The sequence below is a fragment of the Archangium violaceum genome, from assembly GCF_016887565.1.
Lineage (GTDB): Bacteria > Myxococcota > Myxococcia > Myxococcales > Myxococcaceae > Archangium > Archangium violaceum_B.
In genome coordinates, this window is sequence record NZ_CP069396.1 from 3,987,065 (window position 1) to 4,004,508 (window position 17,444).

The following is a 17,444-nucleotide window of genomic DNA, read 5'->3' on the forward strand; positions in this document are numbered from 1 at the left end:
GAGTCTCCGTGAAGGGGCAACCGCGCATGGAGAGTTGCATTCCTCGTGCCGCATCTAGCGGAAAGACTCGCGGGGCACCAGGGGGCCGCCGAAGTGGCCGTCCTCGAAGTCGCAGCGCTCGGCCCATTCCTGGGCCACGGCACGGAAGCCGGGGCCGAAGTCGGGGAGTGCCCCCACTTCGTGTCTCACCGCCCCGCAGTCCCCCGCCAGGTAGGCCGCCTGCACCCGGAGGCGGAGGGCCTCGCGGCGGATGGCCTCGGGCAGCTCCCCCTCCAGGGCCCGGGACAGGTGCGTCAGGGCCAGGGCGGGGGCGTCCACCTGGAGCAGGCGCCGGCCGAGCAGGTAGTGGAGGTAGGGGTCCTTCGGCGCCGCCTCCAGGCCGTTGGCGAGCCTCAGCAGGCGCAGCTCCTCGCTCCTCTCCCGGAAGTAGGCCTGGATGGGGCCGGCGCGGACGTCGGACTCGAGCGCGGCGAGCTTCACCTGGGCGGTGCGTGTCACCTCGGGGCCGGGGGTCAGTGTGAGGACCTGGCCGAGGAAGGCCCGCGCCTGCTCCTTGTTCCCCCGTCGCGAGGCCACGTCCGACCGGGCCAGGGCCACCTCCGCCTCCAGGGAGGGCTGGCCCTTCACCTGCTCGAACAGCGCGGCCAGGACCTGGTCGGCGTCGTCCGGACGCTCCAGCCGCTCCAGCGCGGTGGCCTGGCCCAGCAGGAAGGAGGGCTCCTGCGGTTGGAGGCGGGCGGCGCGCTGGTACAGCTCGAGCGCCTGCTGCGGATCGCTCGCGAGGTAGTCGCGGGCCTCCTCCTGGAGGAGGGCCACCTCGCGGGCGCACGCGCGGGAGAAGAGGCTGCCGGTGCGGAAGCGCAGGAAGGCGCGGCTCACCGTGGCCTCGTCCAGTGGCAGCGCGTCGACGTATTGCTCCCACTCGGTGGCGAGCGCGTCCAGCGGGCGGCCGTAGGCGCCCTCGAAGTCGCCATGGGCGTAGAGGGCGCGCAGCTTCTCCGGGCCGTAGGTGTCGGCGAGGTGGCGCAGGAAGGAGCCGACGAGGGTGTACGCGCGGGCGGGGGCCGACTGGTAGAAGCCCTCGGGGCCCACCAGCTTGCGGATGTCCGGGGCCAGCTTCTGCCGGCGCATGCCCGCGGCCCACTCGTGCAGGGTGAGGTCTCCCTGGACGGGGTTGTCCGCGGCCACCGCCAGGCCCTCGATGACGCCCATGAGGGGCCACACGCCCAGCCGGGTGGTGACGCGGAAGGGGGCGCTGCCCGCGGGGGCCGCCATCACGTGCGCCATTTCGTGCTTGAGGGTGGAGTGGGGGAAGTCGTGCCCCCCGTTGATGTGCAGCTCCAGGCGCCAGGGCTTGGCGAACTGGGTGCGGCCGGCGCCCACCAGTGCCTGCTTCTCCTCGTCCGAGCGGTACAGCCACACGCGGATGCGGCCCTCGGGCGCCCCACCGAGGAAGCGCGAGAGCTGGGCGTAGCGGAACTCGAGATCCCTCACCATCCGGTCCACCTCCTCGCGGGGCTCGCCGCGGGGATGGATGAGCTGGAAGTGCTCCGTTTCACGCATCCCACCGAGCCGCGCCATGAGGGCCGAGTCCGTCATGCGCAGACCCAGGTCGGTCCCGTGCGCCTCGATGAGGAGGACGGGGACGAGGGTCAGGCCCAGCACGGCGAGCGCACCGGCGCGGAGGCTCGGGCGGCGCAACCGGGCCTCGGAGACGTCCAGGCAGAGCGCGGTGAGCGCCCAGACGGCGAGGGCGAGCAGCAGCGTCTCCAGCCGGAACCAGAGGAGGCCGGAGGAGACGGAGAGCGACTCGTCATAGAGGGGGCCGGGCAGGTGGCCCAGGAAATGGTTGAAGGCGTAGACCTGGGGCCCGAAGACGATGGGCCAGCCGGTGCCCACCCCCGAGAGGAGGACGAGCCCCACGTAGAGCAGGACGGCCCGGCCCCAGCGGCGGGTGGCGAAGCCGCAGAAGACGCCCACCGCCGAGGCCAGCACCGCCGAGGGGAGGGTGAGCAGGGGGTAGAAACCCACCAGGGCGAAGGGGTCGCACCGGGTTCCAATCAGCGCGTACAGGGTGGCGGCGAGGAAGGGGGGGACGAGGACGGCCAGGTTGATGAGCAGGGCGGGGGCGAGTGCCCGCCACACCCATGTCCCCGGGGTGTCCGTGGAAGCCCCGGCGGCAGCCTGGCCGGCGAGCAGGCGGCGCTCCTGATGCACCGCGGCGATGCCCGTTCCTCCCCCGAGCAGGCCGATGGCGATGGAGAGGGTGAGGCCCAGCTCGAAGCCGGGGACGCCATAGAGGGGAAGCAGCACGAGGGCCGAGCCGCCGACCGCGAGGGCCCCGGCGAGCACCAGCACCGGGGGGCGCCGGACGAGGTCTGTGGCACGGAAGAGGACTTGCCGCATGGCCTTCTCCTATACTCCGCACTGTATGGCCGAACAGAAGACAGGCTCTGAACACCGCCAACATGCTCGTGCGCCCATCGAGCTGAAGGTGGACTACAAGAAGCTCAACTCGTTCTTCGCCGATTACACGAAGAACATCTCGAAGGGTGGGACCTTCATCAAGACGAAGAAGCCGCTGCCCATCGGAACGCGCTTCCTGTTCAAGCTGACGGTGCCCCAGCGCGAGGCGCCCTTCGAACTGCTCGGCGAGGTGGTCTGGTCCAAGGGCGATGCCGAGGAGCCCGGCATGGGCATCCGCTTCATCTACAACGACGAGCGCCAGCGCGGCGAGTTCGAAGGTGTGGTGGAGCGGCTGATGGCGGACAGCCTGGGGACGCAGCTCACGGAGAAGCTGCTGAACAAGCAGCTGCACCTGGGATGAGGGGCCGGGGGCTGAGGGGACTCTGTGCGGTGCTGCTGCTGGCGGCCTGCGAGGCTCCCGAGGCCAAGGGCAGACCGCCCGCGCCGGCGGGGAGGGTGGTGACGGACGTGAGCGCGGAGGATTACGTGGGGCCCACGCTGCCGCGAGCGAGGGTGCTGCTCAAGGATGCCTACGGAGGCGTGCACCGGGTGGACGTGGAGGTGGCCGCCACGTCCGACACGCGCACGCGCGGGCTGATGTGGCGCAAGGAGCTGGCGGCGGGCAAGGGCATGCTCTTCGTCTTCCCTCGCGACGAGGTGCAGAGCTTCTGGATGCGCAACACGCTCATCCCGTTGGACATGCTCTTCATCAACGCGGCGGGGCGCATCGTGGGCATCATCGAGAACGCCGAGCCGCGCACGCTCACTCCGCGCACGGTGGGGGTGCCGGGGCGCTACGTGCTGGAGGTGCCCGGCGGTTGGTGCCAGAAGGTGGGCATCACGCGTGGGAGCTCCGTGGAACTTCAAGGGTTGGAGTCCATCCAGGTCGTGCCCTGAGCGAGCGCCAGGGGGAGCAATTGTGCCGATTGTGTCACGCGCTCCTTGCCTGGAACCCACCCGGCACCGGTAGCATCCGTCGCCATCACTTCCAATCGTGAGGTCACGATGCAATCGGGTTATTCGTGGTGGGAGCGCCGGATGGGGCGTCTGGTGCTGGCGTCCCTGACCGCGCTCGCGCTCTCCTCGTGTACAGGGGAGACAGGAGCGGCGGGACCCAAGGGGGACACCGGCGAGCCGGGAGCTCCCGGTCCGGTCGGCAATGTCAAGTCGCTCAGCTTCACGCCGGTCAATGCCGCGCGCACGGACGCGGAGAAGCGGGCCGTCTACGCCAGCTCCAAGGCGAACGTGAATGGCAAGGACGTCTCCATCCAGTACGAGACCGTGCTGCGCTCCGGTCAGACCGTGGGCGAGCACGTCTTCGGGCGGATGATCCAGAAGGACGGCAAGCCGGTGAAGAACACGGACGGCTCGGACTTCATCTCTCCGTCCAATGATTTCTCGGCGCTCATCCAGACGGGCAACAAGATCTTCGAGCTCACCCAGTTCGAGACCACGCCCGCGTCGATGTACCTCTCCGAGCTGCGTCAGGATCCGAACGGCAAGCTCACGGTCATCAGCTCCCGGCCGATCGACTTCTCCGGAGTGGAGGGCTACTGGATTCCCTGCGCGGGCAGCGTGTCTCCGTGGAACACGAACCTGAGCAGCGAGGAGTACCCGTCGGATGCTCGCGCCTTCGAGAAGGCGAGCACGGTGAGCGCGCTCCCCTCGGCGGATCGGTCGATGCTTCGCTACTGGGGGCTCGATCCGACCACGGCCACCATCGAGGAGGCGAAGGCCGTCTATTCGCCGTACCGCTATGGCTTCGTGGTCGAGGTCGCGGTGGACGGCTCGGGCACCACCACCGTCAAGAAGCACTACGCGGCGGGCCGGCGCGCGCTCGAGCTCGCCTATGTGATGCCGGATCGCAGGACCACCTACCTGAGCGATGACGGCACCAACGACGGCTTCTACATGTTCGTGGCGAAGCGGGAGGGGGACCTGTCCGAGGGCCAGCTCTACGCGGCGCGGTGGTTCCAGACCACCGCTTCGGGCCAGCCCTCGGGCCGGGCGGACATCTACTGGATTCCGCTGGGCCCCAGCGCGACGAACGCGGAGGTGAAGGCGCTGATCGACGGTGGCATCAAGTTCTCCGACATCTTCGAGGTCGAGGACCAGAGCGCCGATGGCACCTGCCCGAGCGCGGCCTCCGGGTTCCGCGCCATCAACACCGAGACCGGCCGCGAGTGCCTGCGGCTGAAGCCCGGTCAGGAGCTGGCGGCCTCCCGCCTGGAGAGCCGCCGTTACGCGGCCTACGTCGGCGCCACCACCGAGTTCCGCAAGACCGAGGGGATCACGTACAACGTGGCCGCCCACCGGCTCTACGTGTCCTTCAGCGAGCTGAACAACGGGATGATCAGCGACCCGACGAACAGGGATCTCGGCGGGCCCAATCACGTCCAGGTCGCCCGCAACGACTGTGGCGCGGTCTACGAGATGGTGGTGTCGCGCAACGCGGACATCGGCAGTGACTACGTGGTCGAATCCGCTTCGCCGCTGGTCGAGGGCGTGTGGCTGAAGGCTCCTGGCGCCAGCCTCTACCCGAGCAACAGCCCCTACTACGATCCCACCTTCACGTCCGTGAACAGCAGCGGCGTCTCCCAACCGGGGATCGCGAACGTGTGCAGCGTGAACGGCATCGCCAATCCCGACAACCTGTCCTTCATCAACGGGTACAACACGCTGCTCATCGGCGAGGACACCGTCGATGGCCACCAGAACGACATGGTCTGGTCCTACAACATCGTCACGCGTGAGCTGACCCGTATCTTCTCCGCTCCCTATGGTTCGGAGACGACGGGCGTCTACTTCTACCCGGACATCAACGGCTTCGCGTACATCAAGGCGCAGGTGCAGCACCCCTACGGCGAGTCCGATGTCGAGAAGCTGGGGGCGGATCCGGCCGAGGCGCGGCGCCTGAGTCAGTCGTACACCGGTTACATCGGCCCGTTCCCGGCGATGAACTGAGCAGCCCCGAGGGGCCTTTCCGGGAGGAGTCTCGGGAAGGTCCCTCGGTTTTCATCTTCTTGGGAGCAGGACATGGGCCGCCGGAAGGCGACAGGGGTGGTGCTGGCAGCGGGGTTGTTCGTGGCTGGAGCGGCCGTGGTGTGGCGTTCGGGCGGTGCGCGTCCTCCGACACCCGCGCCCGCGCCGGTCGACCAGGTACGGGCGGCACTCGAGACCGCCATGCCGGAGAACGCGAGGGTGCGCCCCCAGCTCTCGAATCCGGCGGCCTACCTGCCGGCGCAGTGCTACGCGGCCACCCAGGACACCCCGGGCGGACGGACTCATAACGGCTGCTTCGCGTGTCACCAGACGCCGCGCCCGCCCAACTTCATCGAGGACGACACCGTCCAGACGGTCCTCTCGGTGGCTCGCTCCGCCGAGGAGAATCGCTGGACGAACGTGCTCCAGCCGCCGCCGCCCGTCGAGATGCCGGACGCCGAGCTGCTGGCCTGGGTGCGGTCGAGCAATTACGTGGATGAGCGCGGAGGGCTCCGGCTCGCCGCGGCCCTGGCGCATCCGCCCGCCGCCTGGGACGCGAACGGGAATGGCCAGTGGGAGGGCTACACCCCGGACTGCTGGTTCCAGCCAGACGCGGAGGGCTTCGATCATTCCCCGGATGGGGCCATGACGGGCTGGCGTTCGTTCGCCTATGCCCCGTTCCCGGGCATGTTCTGGCCGACCAACGGGAGCGCGGGAGACGTGTTCATCCGCCTTCCCGAGGCGTTCCGGAAGGATCGGGCCGGGCGCGAGAGCAAGACCGTCTACCGCATCAATCTCGCCATCCTGGAGGCATTCATCCGCCGGGTGGATGTGCCACTGCCTCCCACGGACGAGCGCGAGCTCGGTTCGGATCTCGATGGAGACGGGGTGTTGGGGACGGCGAGGCGCGTGGCCTTCGTGTGGCCGCCCAAGCCCGAGCGTCCCTTCGGCTACGTGGGCCAGGCGGCCGGGTTGGATCGTGCGCGGGAGGGCTGGCCCGCCGCCGGCCTCTACCCGCGAGGCACCGAGTTCCTGCACAGCTTGCGCTACCTCGACGTGGAGGGAGAGCAGGTCCGCATGGCCGCGCGGATGAAGGAGCTGCGCTACATGCGCAAGACCCGCTGGCTGACGTACAGCGACCTCCAGCTGACGGCCGAGGCGGAGGTCCGGGAGAGGATGAAGCACCCCGACAAGCTGAAGACGGTGCTCGCGGACGCGGAGCGCGGGGTGGGCACGGGCTCCGGCTGGTTGATGCAGGGCTTCATCGAGGACGCGGGTGGAGCGCTGCGCCCCCAGAACGTCGAGGAGACCACGGCCTGTATCGGGTGCCATGGCGGCGTGGGCGCGACCACGGACAGCACCTTCAGCTTCGCGCGCAAGCTCGATCCGCGCTCGGCCTTCCAGGAGGGCTGGTACCACTGGGAGCAGCGGGGGCTGAAGGGCATCCCGGAGCCGAAGCGCGCGGATGGACAGGGCGAGTACGCCCACTGGCTCGAGCAGGTGGGGGGAGGGGACGACTACCGGAGCAACGACGAGGTCCAGGCGCGCTTCTTCCAGCCGGACGGGACGCTCAGACCCGACGCGGTGAAGGCGCTGACGAAGGACATCTCGGTGCTGCTCGTCCCGTCACCGGGCCGGGCGCTCCAGCTAGACCGGGCCACGCTGGCGCTGGTGAAGGCCCAGCGCTTCGAGCGCGGGCGGGACGTGGTGGTCGGGTCGCCGCCGAAGGTGAAGGCCCGCCTGGAGCAGGATGGGGCGACGGGAATCGTCGAGCCCGTTCTTCCCGGTTGGGTGGGCCCGAGGAAGACCGCTTCGCGCTGAGATGGGCGGGGTGGTTTCACGCGGACGCGTTTTCAAGTATGCCACTGCGCGTCCATGACCCATTCCCACTCTGCCTCTTCGAGTGCGCGGGGACGTTCCCGCGCCTTCAAGTTCCTTGGAGCGCTCGCCTTTGGCTCCCTGCTCATCGCGTATCCCGGCTGCGATCCCGAGCCGACTCCGGAGCCCCCGCCGATCCGCGTCCAGATCCTGGCCTTCAACGACTTCCACGGCAACCTGGAGGCCCCCACTGGCAGCAACGGTCGCATCGCGACGACCGGCAGTGATGGTGGCACCGTCGACGTGAACGCCGGCGGCGCGGCCTTCCTCGCCCACCACCTCCAGCAGCTGAGGGCGGAGAACCCGGAGTACACGGTGGTCGTTTCGGCGGGTGACCTGATTGGCGCCTCGCCGCTGGTCTCCGGCATCTTCCACGACGAGCCCACCATCGAAGTGATGAACATGATGGGGTTGGACCTCAACTCCGTGGGCAACCACGAGTTCGACGAGGGCGCCACCGAGCTGCTGCGCATGCAGAATGGCGGCTGCCACCCGGTGGACGGGTGCCTGGCGAGCACGTCCTTCACGGGCGCGAAGTTCAAGTTCCTCTCGGCCAACGTGTTCACCGACGTGGCCGCCCGGAAGACGCTCCTGCCGGCCTACGACATCCGCGAGTTCCAGGGCGTGAAGGTCGCCTTCATCGGCATGACGCTGGAGGGGACGCCGCTCATCGTCAGCCCGTCGGGTGTGAAGGGGCTCACCTTCCAGGACGAGGCGGACACGGTCAATGCGCTCATCCCCGAGCTGAAGCAGCAGGGCGTGGAGGCCATCGTGGTGATCATCCACGAGGGTGGCGTGCAGCCGGGGCGTTATGACGATTGCAACGGCATCTCCGGCCCCATCAAGGACATCGTCGAGCGGCTCGATGACGAGGTGGACGTGGTTGCCTCGGGCCACACGCATCAGGCGTACAACTGCGTCATCGACGGCAAGCGCGTCACCAGCGCGGCCAGCTATGGCCGGCTCATCACCGACATCGACCTGGTGTTGGATCCCGTCTCCCGTGACGTGGTGGAGACGACCGCGCGCAACGTCATCGTCACGCGCGACACCGTGCAGCCCACCGTGGACGGGTTCGTCAAGGAGATCGTCAGCAAGGCCGCGCCCCAGCGGGACAGGATCATCGGCAACACCACCGGTGAGCTGAAGGCCCCCGTGCGGCCGATTCCCGCGGGCTCCTCGGGCGAGTCCACGCTCGGCAACCTCGTCGCGGACGCGATGCTCGCGGCCACGCGCGACCCGCAGACGGGCGGGGCCGTCATCGCCTTCCAGAACCCGGGCGGCGTGCGCGCGGACATCAACGCCGGTGACATCACCTTCGGTGAGGTCTTCTCGGTGCAGCCCTTCGCCAACAACCTGGTGACGCTGACGATCACCGGCGCGCAGATCGACACGCTGCTGGAGCAGCAGTTCCAGCCGAGCGGCACCTCCGTCCTCCAGGTGTCGCGGGGCTTCTCCTTCTCCTGGTCGGCCTCGGCGCCGCGGGGGAGCAAGGTGGACCCGGCGTCCATCACCTTCAATGGCGTGACCATCGACCCGGCGGCGAGCTACCGCGTCACGGTGAACAACTTCATGGCCTCCGGTGGTGACGGCTACGCGGTGCTGACCGAGGGGAAGGATCCTCTCACGGGGCCGATCGACGTCGACGCGCTCGACGCCTACCTGCGCACCAGCAGCCCGGTGTCCCCGCCGGCGCTGGGCCGCATCACGCTGCTCCCGTGAAGCCACGCCTCTCCCCCGAGCCCCGGGCCGGGGGAGAGGTGGATTCCGGTCGGGACCACGCCTCGGCGCGTGGTCCCGGATTGACTCGGAGGGCTGGGGGCGTGGACGATTCCCGGTGCGTGGACACTGAACGGACATCGCCCCCTCCGATGTGGCGGAACTGGCGCGTGTGGGGACTGGTCTTCGCGGGGTGGACCCTCTTCTGGCTGCTGGGCGTGGCGCAGTCCTGGATGCAGGTCTGGGCCGACGGTCTTGCCCCGGAGGATATCCGCTGGGTGCTGGGGGACCTGCTGAGCCTGTGGCTCTGGGCGCTGATGACGCCCTTCCTCTTCGTGTTTTGCGACTCCTTCCCGCTGCTCGGTCCCCGATGGGTGCGCAACCTGGGGGTCCATCTGGCGCTGTTCGTCGTCATCCTGTTGGGGAAGGTGGAGATCGGAGTCCTGGTCTCTCCATGGCTGGGCGCACCTTCTCCCGTGTCCTTCCTGGTGCGCACGTCCAGGAGCATCTTCATCACGGTCTTGAGCTACTGCGCCGTGATCGGCGTGGGTCACGCGCTCCGTTTCCACCGCTTGTATGTGGAGCGCCTAGTGCGCGCCTCGGAGCTGGAGTCCCAGCTGCTGCGCGCCCAGTTCCTGGCGCTGCAGATGCAATTGCGCCCGCACTTCCTCTTCAATGCCCTCAACACCATCACGGGCCTCATCCGCACCGGGAACGCGCGAGGCGCCGTCCAGATGACTGCGGGTCTGGCGGACCTGCTGCGCGCGGTGTTGCGCGGCGACGGCACCCAGGAGGTGCCCCTGCGTCAGGAGCTGGACTTCGTGGAGAGCTACCTGCGCATCGAGCAGCTCCGCTTCCAGGAGCGGCTGCACACCCGAATCCACGTGGACCCTGAAGCGCGTGATGCGCTGGTCCCCCACCTGCTGCTGCAACCCCTGGTGGAGAACGCTGTGCGCCACGGTTCGCGGGACGAGGCGGAGAACCGGGTGGACATTCACGTCACCCTCGAAGAGGACATGTTGTGGCTGCGGGTGCGTGACACCGGGGACGGCCCGGTGGCGCGTGAAGGCTCGAGTCCCGAGCCGGGTGTGCCCGACGAAGGTGGCATCGGCTTGACCAACACCCGTGCCCGGCTGCGTCACCTTTATGGCGAGGCGCACCGGCTGGAGCTGTTGCACGCCGAGGGAGGAGGGGCCCTGGCCCAGGTGGCCATTCCCTTCCGCCGGGCGGGGACGGAGTCGCGGCAATGAGCGCGCTACCGGCCTCCGCCCCCATCCGCGTGCTGGTGGTGGATGACGAGCGCATCGCCCGGCAGGGCCTGCGCGCGCTGCTGGCCGCCGATCCGGAGGTGGAGGTGGTGGGCGAGTGCGCCAGTGGTACCCAGGCGGTGGAGGCCCTGCGCCAGCACCCGGTGGACGTGCTCTTCCTGGACGTGGAGATGGCGGGCATGGATGGCTTCCAGGTGCTGCGGGAAGCCGGTCCCGAGCGCACCGCCGCCGTCATCTTCGTCACCGCGTACGACACCTATGCCCTCAAGGCCTTCGAGGTGCACGCGCTCGACTACCTCCTCAAGCCCTTCGACGACGAGCGCTTCGCCCGGGTGCTGGCCCGGGCCAAGGATCACGTGCGAGGCGGGCGCATCCAGACGCTGGCGCGTCAGCTCGCCGGACTCCTGGGCACCGCCGCGCCTCCACCCGCCCCCTCCGCTCCGGCGCCGGCACCCGCGGCGCCGGCCTACCTGGAGCGGTTGGTGCTCAAGGACGTGGGCCGCGTGGCCTTCCTCGCCGTGGACGAGGTGGATTGGCTGGAGGCCGAGGACTACTACATCCAGGTTCACACGGGAGGGCAGACCCACCTGGTCCGCCAGTCCCTGCGCGAGATGGAGGCGCAGTTGGATCCCCGCCGTTTCGTGCGCATCCATCGCTCCACCATCATCAACGTCCAGCGCGTGAAGGAGCTGCGGCCGCTCTTCCATGGCGAGTACCAGGTCCTCCTGCACGATGGCACCAGCCTGAAGCTCAGCCGCGGCTACCGGGACCGGTTGGACACGCTGCTCGGCAGGACCTGACGGGCGGGCGCACGCCGCCCCGCTGGGGGAGCAGACGGGGAGGGCTGCCCAGGTTACGCCAGCAGCCGCTGATGGCGCGGGTCACCGTGTCTTCCACCCCTTGTCGAACCCGGGTAGGATTGTCGAGGGGACAACCGGATGGAGACGAGCTGCACCCCAGAGGCTCCCTTTCCGTGACAACCCCCTCACATTTCTGGATGGCTGGGTCACAAGATGGGGCTCAGGGGTCGGGTATACGCCAGCCCCCGCAAGGAGGGCTCGGGATGGAAGGGCAGCTACAGCGGCGCATTCTGGTGGTGGACGACGACCCGACCATCCTGAATGTCTGGCGCAGGGTGCTGGGGCCCAAATGGCGCCGGCCCGCGTTGGACAACCTGGAGAAGAAGCTCTTCGGTGCCACCCCGCCCGCCGCGGCCCCTGAAGTGGCCTTCACCATCGACACCGCCTCTCAGGGGATGGAGGGCTTCCAGAAGGTCGTCAGCGCGCTGGCCGAGGGGCGTCCCTACAATTTCGCCCTCGTCGACATGCGGATGCCGCCTGGCTGGGACGGGTTGGAGACCATCCTGCGCATGCTGGAGAAGGACCCTCAGCTGGAGGTGGCCATCTGCAGCGCCTTCTCGGACATCTCCCGGGATGAGGTGGTCAAGCGCGTGGGTCGGTCGGACCTGCAGTGGCTCAAGAAGCCCTTCGAGCTCGAAGTGGCCCGCGAGCTGGCCTGGAAGTTGAGTGAGCAGGGCGTCCATCGACGCCAGTCCCGCTAGAAGCTGATAGGGGAGGGGCGCATGACGAGCCCCCTTCCGAGCTCCTCTCGCGCCGCTGCCCTCGCCGTCGTCCTCGTACTCGGGCTGCTGGCGGTGCATGCGGGCATGGCCTCTCCTGGAGGAGACCTCTCCCACCACTACACCGACCACCTGCGGCACATGGCGGAAGCGCAAGCGCTCGTGGAGCGTGGATTCTCCGTCTATCGACTGCCGTATGCCGAGTCCGCGCGCGGGCTGTACCCCTGCGCGGCGCACGAGGGGCTGTTTCCCGAGCGCACGGCACCGTATCCGCCGCTCGGGCTCCTCCTGCACTGGCCGCTGGGCGCGCTGGAGCGCTCGGGGCTCCTGGCGCCTTCGCTGGCCCACCGGGGGATGACGCTCCTGTTGCTCGCGTTGGGTCTGGCCGCCAGTGCGGCGGGACTCGTCCTCCTCCGTCCCCAGGGCCGGTGGGCGCTCGCGGGGGGCGTCCTTCTCCTGGTGCCCCTGCTCGTGGGCTCGGGGGCGAACGGCTTCTATGACGTCACCTATGTGCTCGCCGGCACCCTGGGACTGCTGGCCCTCGCCCGTGGCCGACCCCAGGCGGCGGTGGTCCTGCTGGGGGTCTGCGCTGCGCTGAGCTTCCGCGCCCTGGTGTTCGCACCCGTGGGGCTCTGGGCGCTCGTCGAAGCGTGGCGCCAGGGGCGGCGGAACACGGCCCTCTCTGGTGCCGTGGCGGCGGTGCTCGTCCTCGGCGCGGCGGCCAGCGCGGCGGCGCTCCAGGGAACGCTCGAGACCATTCCCGCGGACAACCCCGCGCACGTCTCGCACCTGCTGCGCGGCAAGCCCGCGCCGCTGCTCTTCGTGCTCGTCTCGGCCGCCACCGCAGGCTACCTGCTCCGCACCCGTCACGTGTGGACCGCGCTGTCCGTGCTCTCGGCGGTCCTCGTCGCCCTCCTGGATCGCTCGCACGGCTACTGGCACGCGCTTCCGCTGCTGGTTCCCCCGCTGGTGCTCGCGGCCGAGGGCTCTCCCTCGGCGCCACTCCCGCCGCGCCACTGGCAGGTCGCCTGGGGCTGGGTGGTGGCCGCCACGGTGCTCGCGTTCCGTTATCCCCTGACGCCCTATTGGCAGTGGCTGGTGGACGTGGCGAGGGGCAGGGTGGTGTGACGCCGCCGTCTACGTCTTGTCGCGGGAGATGGGCCCGAGCTTGCCCTTGGTGACGCGCAGGTAGTCCGCGGGGGACAGGAGGAGCTGCGTACCCCGTACGCCCGCGGAGACGGAGACGACGTCGAACAGCTCGAGCGTCTCGTCCACGAACACGGGGTACTCCTTCTTGCCGCCAATGGCGGTGACGCCGCCGCGGATGTAGCCCGTGAGCGGCTGGAGCTCCTTGAGCGGCACCGTGTCCACCTTCCGGTCCCCGCTCAGCCGCGCCAGCGCCTTCAAATCCAGCTCGCCGTTGCCGGGCACCACGGCCATGAGCACGCCGGTCCGGTCCCCCCGGGCCACGAGCGTCTTGAAGACCTGCTCCGGAGGCATCCCCACCTTGGCGGCCACCGTCTCGGCGGAGAGGTCCTCCGGGTCCACCTCGTACTCGCGCAGCTCGTAGTGGACGCCGAGCGAGTCCAGCAGCCGTGCCGCGTTCGTCTTCATGGATTCACGCTCCCAGGGCCTGGCGGGCGGCCTTGATGCGGGCCAGCGCCTCCTCGGGCGTGGTGCCCACGGCGGACAGGTGTCCCATCTTCCGGCCCTTGCGCGCCTCGCGCTTGCCGTACAGGTGCAGGCGCACGCCCGGCATGGCCAGCACGGACTCGAACTTCGGCCCGCCCTCGCGCAGCCACAGGTCGCCCAGCAGGTTGACGATGGCCGCGTGCCGCACCACCTCCACCGAGCCCAGCGGCAGGTTGCACACCGCGCGCACCGCCTGTTCGAACTGGCTGGTGAGGCACGCCACCTCCGTGGCGTGGAAGCTGTTGTGCGGGCGCGGCGCCAGCTCGTTGACCAGCAGCCGTCCGTCCTTCAGGAGGAACATCTCCACCACCAGCAGACCCTCGACCTCGAGCGCCGTGGCCATGGCACGGGCGATCTCCGTCGCCTGGGTGGCTACCTGGGGTGACACCTGTCCTGGCAGCAGCGACCAGTCGAGGATCCGCTCCTCGTGGTGGTTGTAGGCCGGCGGGTACACCACGACTTCTCCCCGGGGGGAGCGCGCCACCAGCACGGACAGCTCGGCCTCCAGGTCCAGCGCGGCCTCCACCACCACGGGGCTCCGGCCCAGCTCGCGCCAGGCCTCGGGGGCCTCGGAGGCGGACTTCACCTGGTACTGGCCCCGTCCGTCATAACCCCCCTCGCAGGACTTCACGAAGCAGCGCCCGCCCAGCTCCGTCGTCGCCGTGGCCAGGGCCTCCTCCAGGTCGGCCTGCTTCCACGGCCCCTGGGGGAAGCCGTGCTTCGCGAGCCAGGCCCGCTGCCGCCCGCGGTTCTGCACCACCTCGAGCACGTGGGGGCCCGGCCGCAGGGGCGCGTGCTGGGCGGCGGCGCGCAGGGTGGCGAGGGGAATCTTCTCGATCTCCAGCGTCACCACGTCACTGGCGCGCGCCAGCCGGCTGGCCTCTTCCATGTTGCCGAAGTCGGCCGTGTAGCACTGGTCCACCACGAAGCGGGACGAGCACGCGGGGTCGGGATCCAACGCCTGCACCTGGTAGCCGAGCGTGCGCGCGGACAGGGCCATCATCCGGCCCAGCTGCCCACCGCCGAGGATGCCGATCGTCCCACCCGGCAGGATGGTCTTCGTGTTCATGCGAGCTCCCGATCCCGGAGCACCTCGTCGGTGCGGGCCTGACGCCAGGCGCCGAGCCTGGGGCGCAGCTCCGGGTATTTGAGGGACAGGATGGAGGCGGCGTACAGCGCGGCGTTGATGGCCCCCGGCTTGCCGATGGCCATGGTGCCCACCGGCACGCCCTTGGGCATCTGCACGATGGACATCAGCGCGTCGAAGCCGTTGAGCACCGTGGCGGGGATGGGGACGCCGAGCACCGGCAGCAGGGTCTTGCTGGCCACCATGCCCGGCAGGTGGGCCGCGCCTCCCGCCGCCGCGATGATGACGGACAGCCCGCGCGACTCCGCCGTCTCCGCGTACTGCATCATCCAGTCCGGCGTGCGGTGGGCGGACACCACCCGCACCTCGTGCGGGATGCCCAGCTCCTTCAGCACGTCGATGCCCGGGCGCAGGTGCTCCAGGTCACTCTTGCCGCCCATGATGACGCCCACCCAGGGTGTTTCCGCGCTCAAGCTCTCGCCTCCCGTACGCCCTCCTGGTGAGGCCAGGAGGTGCGGAGAACGCGGAGATAGGGTGGGGGGATTCCGCCGGTCAACCGGAAGCGTACGGGGGCGGGCGGAATTTCAGTAGGTGGAGCCGATCTTCCCGAAGCTCTTCATGGCCCGGGCCTTCGTCCGCTTCACCGCCGAGCCCACCGACTCGCTGTCGGACGCCTGCTCGTAGTCCTGGAGGACCGCCTGCTGCTCGGCCAGGTCCGCCGCCACCGCCGAGGGGCTGGCCACCGTACCCGCCTCCTGGAAGAGCGCCTGGTTCTGTATCACGTAGCCCTTGGCCTCCTCCTTGCGCCCGTCCCGCAGGGCCTCGGCCGCCAGCTTCAGGTTCTTCGCGCTCAGCGCCCGCGTCGCGTACACCGTGGCGTCCTTGTCCTGGCGCGCCAGCACCTCCTCGCGCCGCTCCGTCACCATCGCCGACAGGCTCGCCGCGCTCTCCACCCCCGCGTCCTTCAGCAGGTCCGAGTACGCCAGCTTCAGCCCCGTCACGTCCACCGTGCTCCCCGGCCGGGTGCCCTCCACCGTCAGCCGCGCCACCACGCGCTCCACCTGGCCCGAGGAGAAGTCCGGCAGCGGCACCCGCACCGTGTTTCCCGCCTGGTGCGCGCGGTAGCCCAGCACCTCGCCCAGCCTCACCCCCGCGGGCAGCTCGAAGGACAGCTCCACGCCGCGCGCCACGCTGGTGGCCGCCTGCCGCAGGTCCTTCTGGAAGAGCGTGGCCAGCTGCCCCGCGTCCTCCAGGAAGCCGTACGCCCCCGCTCCGTACTCGGCGAAGCCCTGCATCAGGTCCTCGTTGAAGTCCGTGCCCACGCCGATGGCGCTCACGGTGATGCCCTCGGCGCGGATGTCCTTCACCACCTGGGTGAGGCCCGCGTCGTCGGTGATGCCCTCGGTGGGCTGGCCGTCGCTCAGCAGGATGATGCGGTTGACGGTGTAGCCGCCCCGGGCGGCCGCCACGTGCGTGCGGCCCGTGTGCAGCCCCGCGCCGATGTTGGTGCCGCCATCATCCCAGATGCCCTCGACGTACTGGAGCATCCGCTCCCGGTTGCCGGGCGTGGCCGGCAGGCTCGGCAGGCTCTTCACGTCCGAGCCGTAGTGCACGATGGCCAGCCGGTCCTCGGGTCCCAACTGCCCCACGAGGTGGCGCGCGGCCTGCTTCGCCTGTTGCAGCTTGTAGCCGCTCATGGAGCCCGAGCGGTCGATGACCACCGCCAGGTTCACCGGGGTGCGCTTGGAGCCCGGCACCTCCACGCCGGTGATGTCCACCGTGACGAAGAGATCCGAGGTTCCCGGGGTGATGTAGGGGTGCGACAGCCGGCTCGTCATCGTCAACGAGCCGTTGCTGGCGGTGGCCGGCCTGGGGGTCGGCACGGGGGTGGCACCGTGCGGCGGTGCCATGTGCGGCAGGCCCAGCACCAGGGCGGTGAGGGCCAGTCCGGCGGTCAGGGAGACGAAGGCGACCGTCTTGTTCATGACAGAGGGCTCCTTGCGGCGAGGGCCCCACTGTCCACGTCCGGCGCGCGAAAAAGTTCTAAGCCGCGCGCGCGAAAGGCGTCAGTTGCTCGCGGACTCGACGGCGCCGGCGCAGAAGTAGGGCGAGTTGTTCTCGCCGAACGTGTTGCGGTAGGCGACCGGATCGTTCACGCGCATGTCGTCCATCGCCTGCTGATCCAGCAGCAGGGCGCGGCAGACCATGCGATCCTTCACGCTCGCCTCCGCGTCCGAGGCGTTGACGGCGCAGTCATTCTGGAGGCTGTCCGTCACGCACGACTTGCTGCAGTAGCCCCGGGCCAAGCCGTCTTCCTCGGGGGGCTCCGCGTAGCTGGTGTCCCGCACGCAGATGAGATCCTCGCACTCCGTCATGCCGAAGGAGATGAAGTCCTGGCCCGGCTTCAGCTCGGTATACTTGATGGGCCGGGTCTTGCCGAGCTCCGGATGGGCCGCCAGCTCGTCGGCGGTGGCCTTGCGCACCAGTGTGCACCGCCTCCCGATATCGGACTTGATCTCGCACCCACCACACAGCAGGGCCGCAGTCACCAGAAGAGCCAGACGCGCAGACATCGACTTGCACCTCATGAAACGCATGTGGGCGGCCACCGTAACACAGTGCCTCCCCATGCCAACCCGCACCGTGGTCGCACGGATGGCCGCTCTGCGAGTGCCTCGGGTACCCTCTCTGCAAGAATACCGAGTGGATACACAAAAGGGCCCGGGAGACCTACTCCAGCGCATACACAGGGAGCAGGCGAGCTTTGATCGGT

Annotated in this window: 15 protein-coding genes; 9 read left to right on the plus strand and 6 right to left on the minus strand. The window is 69.5% G+C overall.

Translation table 11 applies throughout. The annotated features are described in order from the left end of the window. Positions 1 to 54: 54 nt before the first annotated feature. Positions 55 to 2,406, minus strand: a complete 2,352-nt coding sequence (locus JRI60_RS16485) for a hypothetical protein (RefSeq protein ID WP_204226820.1) — start codon at positions 2,404 to 2,406, stop codon at positions 55 to 57. A gap of 25 nt (positions 2,407 to 2,431) precedes the next feature. Between JRI60_RS16485 and JRI60_RS16490 the strand changes: the two genes are divergently transcribed. The 9 genes from JRI60_RS16490 (at position 2,432) to JRI60_RS16530 (ending at position 13,020) form a co-directional block, all read left to right on the plus strand. Beyond that, on the plus strand, positions 2,432 to 2,827 hold the full coding sequence (locus tag JRI60_RS16490) for a TIGR02266 family protein (RefSeq protein ID WP_204226821.1): 396 nt from the start codon (positions 2,432 to 2,434) through the stop codon (positions 2,825 to 2,827). Positions 2,828 to 2,856: 29 nt separating this feature from the next. Then, positions 2,857 to 3,363, plus strand: coding sequence for a DUF192 domain-containing protein (locus JRI60_RS16495; protein ID WP_430384384.1), 507 nt, complete (start codon positions 2,857 to 2,859; stop codon positions 3,361 to 3,363). 108 nt (positions 3,364 to 3,471) lie between these two features. Then, on the plus strand, positions 3,472 to 5,430 hold the full coding sequence (locus JRI60_RS16500; RefSeq protein ID WP_204226823.1) for a PhoX family protein: 1,959 nt from the start codon (positions 3,472 to 3,474) through the stop codon (positions 5,428 to 5,430). A 72-nt stretch (positions 5,431 to 5,502) separates the two neighbouring features. Continuing rightward, positions 5,503 to 7,269 (plus strand): hypothetical protein, encoded by a 1,767-nt coding sequence (locus JRI60_RS16505; protein WP_204226824.1) that lies wholly within the window; start codon positions 5,503 to 5,505, stop codon positions 7,267 to 7,269. Positions 7,270 to 7,323: 54 nt separating this feature from the next. After that, positions 7,324 to 9,048 carry a bifunctional metallophosphatase/5'-nucleotidase gene (locus JRI60_RS16510; protein WP_204226825.1) on the plus strand — a complete coding sequence of 575 codons (1,725 nt, stop codon included), beginning with the start codon at positions 7,324 to 7,326 and terminating at the stop codon, positions 9,046 to 9,048. Positions 9,049 to 9,197: 149 nt separating this feature from the next. Next, entirely contained in the window at positions 9,198 to 10,295 is a 1,098-nt protein-coding gene (locus JRI60_RS16515; RefSeq protein WP_239470553.1) for a sensor histidine kinase, read from the plus strand. After that, complete coding sequence (locus JRI60_RS16520; RefSeq protein WP_204226826.1) at positions 10,292 to 11,113, plus strand: LytR/AlgR family response regulator transcription factor; 822 nt, start codon at positions 10,292 to 10,294, stop codon at positions 11,111 to 11,113. The genes JRI60_RS16515 and JRI60_RS16520 overlap by 4 nt, the downstream gene beginning before the upstream one ends. Before the next feature lie 263 nt (positions 11,114 to 11,376). Beyond that, positions 11,377 to 11,874, plus strand: coding sequence for a hypothetical protein (locus JRI60_RS16525; RefSeq protein WP_204226827.1), 498 nt, complete (start codon positions 11,377 to 11,379; stop codon positions 11,872 to 11,874). Positions 11,875 to 11,895: 21 nt separating this feature from the next. Continuing rightward, positions 11,896 to 13,020 carry a hypothetical protein gene (locus JRI60_RS16530; protein WP_204226828.1) on the plus strand — a complete coding sequence of 375 codons (1,125 nt, stop codon included), beginning with the start codon at positions 11,896 to 11,898 and terminating at the stop codon, positions 13,018 to 13,020. A 9-nt stretch (positions 13,021 to 13,029) separates the two neighbouring features. Here JRI60_RS16530 and ybaK read toward each other — a convergent pair whose 3' ends face one another. The 5 genes from ybaK to cglC all read right to left on the minus strand — a co-directional run bounded on the left by ybaK (position 13,030) and on the right by cglC (position 17,244). Continuing rightward, positions 13,030 to 13,506 (minus strand): Cys-tRNA(Pro) deacylase, encoded by a 477-nt coding sequence (gene ybaK / locus JRI60_RS16535; RefSeq protein ID WP_204226829.1) that lies wholly within the window; start codon positions 13,504 to 13,506, stop codon positions 13,030 to 13,032. A 4-nt stretch (positions 13,507 to 13,510) separates the two neighbouring features. After that, the gene (gene purK / locus JRI60_RS16540) at positions 13,511 to 14,653 is read right to left on the minus strand and encodes a 5-(carboxyamino)imidazole ribonucleotide synthase (protein ID WP_204226830.1); all 1,143 of its coding nucleotides are present in this window, start codon (positions 14,651 to 14,653) and stop codon (positions 13,511 to 13,513) included. After that, complete coding sequence (purE, locus tag JRI60_RS16545) at positions 14,650 to 15,111, minus strand: 5-(carboxyamino)imidazole ribonucleotide mutase (protein ID WP_204228964.1); 462 nt, start codon at positions 15,109 to 15,111, stop codon at positions 14,650 to 14,652. Before purE ends, purK begins: the two co-directional genes overlap by 4 nt. A 144-nt stretch (positions 15,112 to 15,255) precedes the next feature. After that, positions 15,256 to 16,656, minus strand: coding sequence for a vWA domain-containing protein (locus JRI60_RS16550; RefSeq protein ID WP_204226831.1), 1,401 nt, complete (start codon positions 16,654 to 16,656; stop codon positions 15,256 to 15,258). A gap of 81 nt (positions 16,657 to 16,737) precedes the next feature. After that, a complete protein-coding gene (cglC, locus tag JRI60_RS16555; RefSeq protein WP_204226832.1) occupies positions 16,738 to 17,244 on the minus strand; it encodes an adventurous gliding motility lipoprotein CglC in 507 nt (168 codons plus the stop codon). Between the last annotated feature and the right edge of the window lie 200 nt (positions 17,245 to 17,444).

Excerpts from the sequence above, each read along its gene's own strand:
- JRI60_RS16485 (WP_204226820.1), bottom strand. The coding sequence starts at position 2,406 with ATGCGGCAAGTCCTCTTCCGTGCCACAGACCTCGTCCGGCGCCCCCCG.
- JRI60_RS16490 (WP_204226821.1), top strand. The coding sequence starts at position 2,432 with ATGGCCGAACAGAAGACAGGCTCTGAACACCGCCAACATGCTCGTGCG.
- JRI60_RS16500 (WP_204226823.1), top strand. The coding sequence starts at position 3,472 with ATGCAATCGGGTTATTCGTGGTGGGAGCGCCGGATGGGGCGTCTGGTG.
- JRI60_RS16505 (WP_204226824.1), top strand. The coding sequence starts at position 5,503 with ATGGGCCGCCGGAAGGCGACAGGGGTGGTGCTGGCAGCGGGGTTGTTC.
- JRI60_RS16510 (WP_204226825.1), top strand. The coding sequence starts at position 7,324 with ATGACCCATTCCCACTCTGCCTCTTCGAGTGCGCGGGGACGTTCCCGC.
- JRI60_RS16515 (WP_239470553.1), top strand. The coding sequence starts at position 9,198 with ATGTGGCGGAACTGGCGCGTGTGGGGACTGGTCTTCGCGGGGTGGACC.
- JRI60_RS16520 (WP_204226826.1), top strand. The coding sequence starts at position 10,292 with ATGAGCGCGCTACCGGCCTCCGCCCCCATCCGCGTGCTGGTGGTGGAT.
- JRI60_RS16525 (WP_204226827.1), top strand. The coding sequence starts at position 11,377 with ATGGAAGGGCAGCTACAGCGGCGCATTCTGGTGGTGGACGACGACCCG.
- JRI60_RS16530 (WP_204226828.1), top strand. The coding sequence starts at position 11,896 with ATGACGAGCCCCCTTCCGAGCTCCTCTCGCGCCGCTGCCCTCGCCGTC.
- ybaK (WP_204226829.1), bottom strand. The coding sequence starts at position 13,506 with ATGAAGACGAACGCGGCACGGCTGCTGGACTCGCTCGGCGTCCACTAC.
- purK (WP_204226830.1), bottom strand. The coding sequence starts at position 14,653 with ATGAACACGAAGACCATCCTGCCGGGTGGGACGATCGGCATCCTCGGC.
- purE (WP_204228964.1), bottom strand. The coding sequence starts at position 15,111 with ATGGGCGGCAAGAGTGACCTGGAGCACCTGCGCCCGGGCATCGACGTG.
- JRI60_RS16550 (WP_204226831.1), bottom strand. The coding sequence starts at position 16,656 with ATGAACAAGACGGTCGCCTTCGTCTCCCTGACCGCCGGACTGGCCCTC.
- cglC (WP_204226832.1), bottom strand. The coding sequence starts at position 17,244 with ATGTCTGCGCGTCTGGCTCTTCTGGTGACTGCGGCCCTGCTGTGTGGT.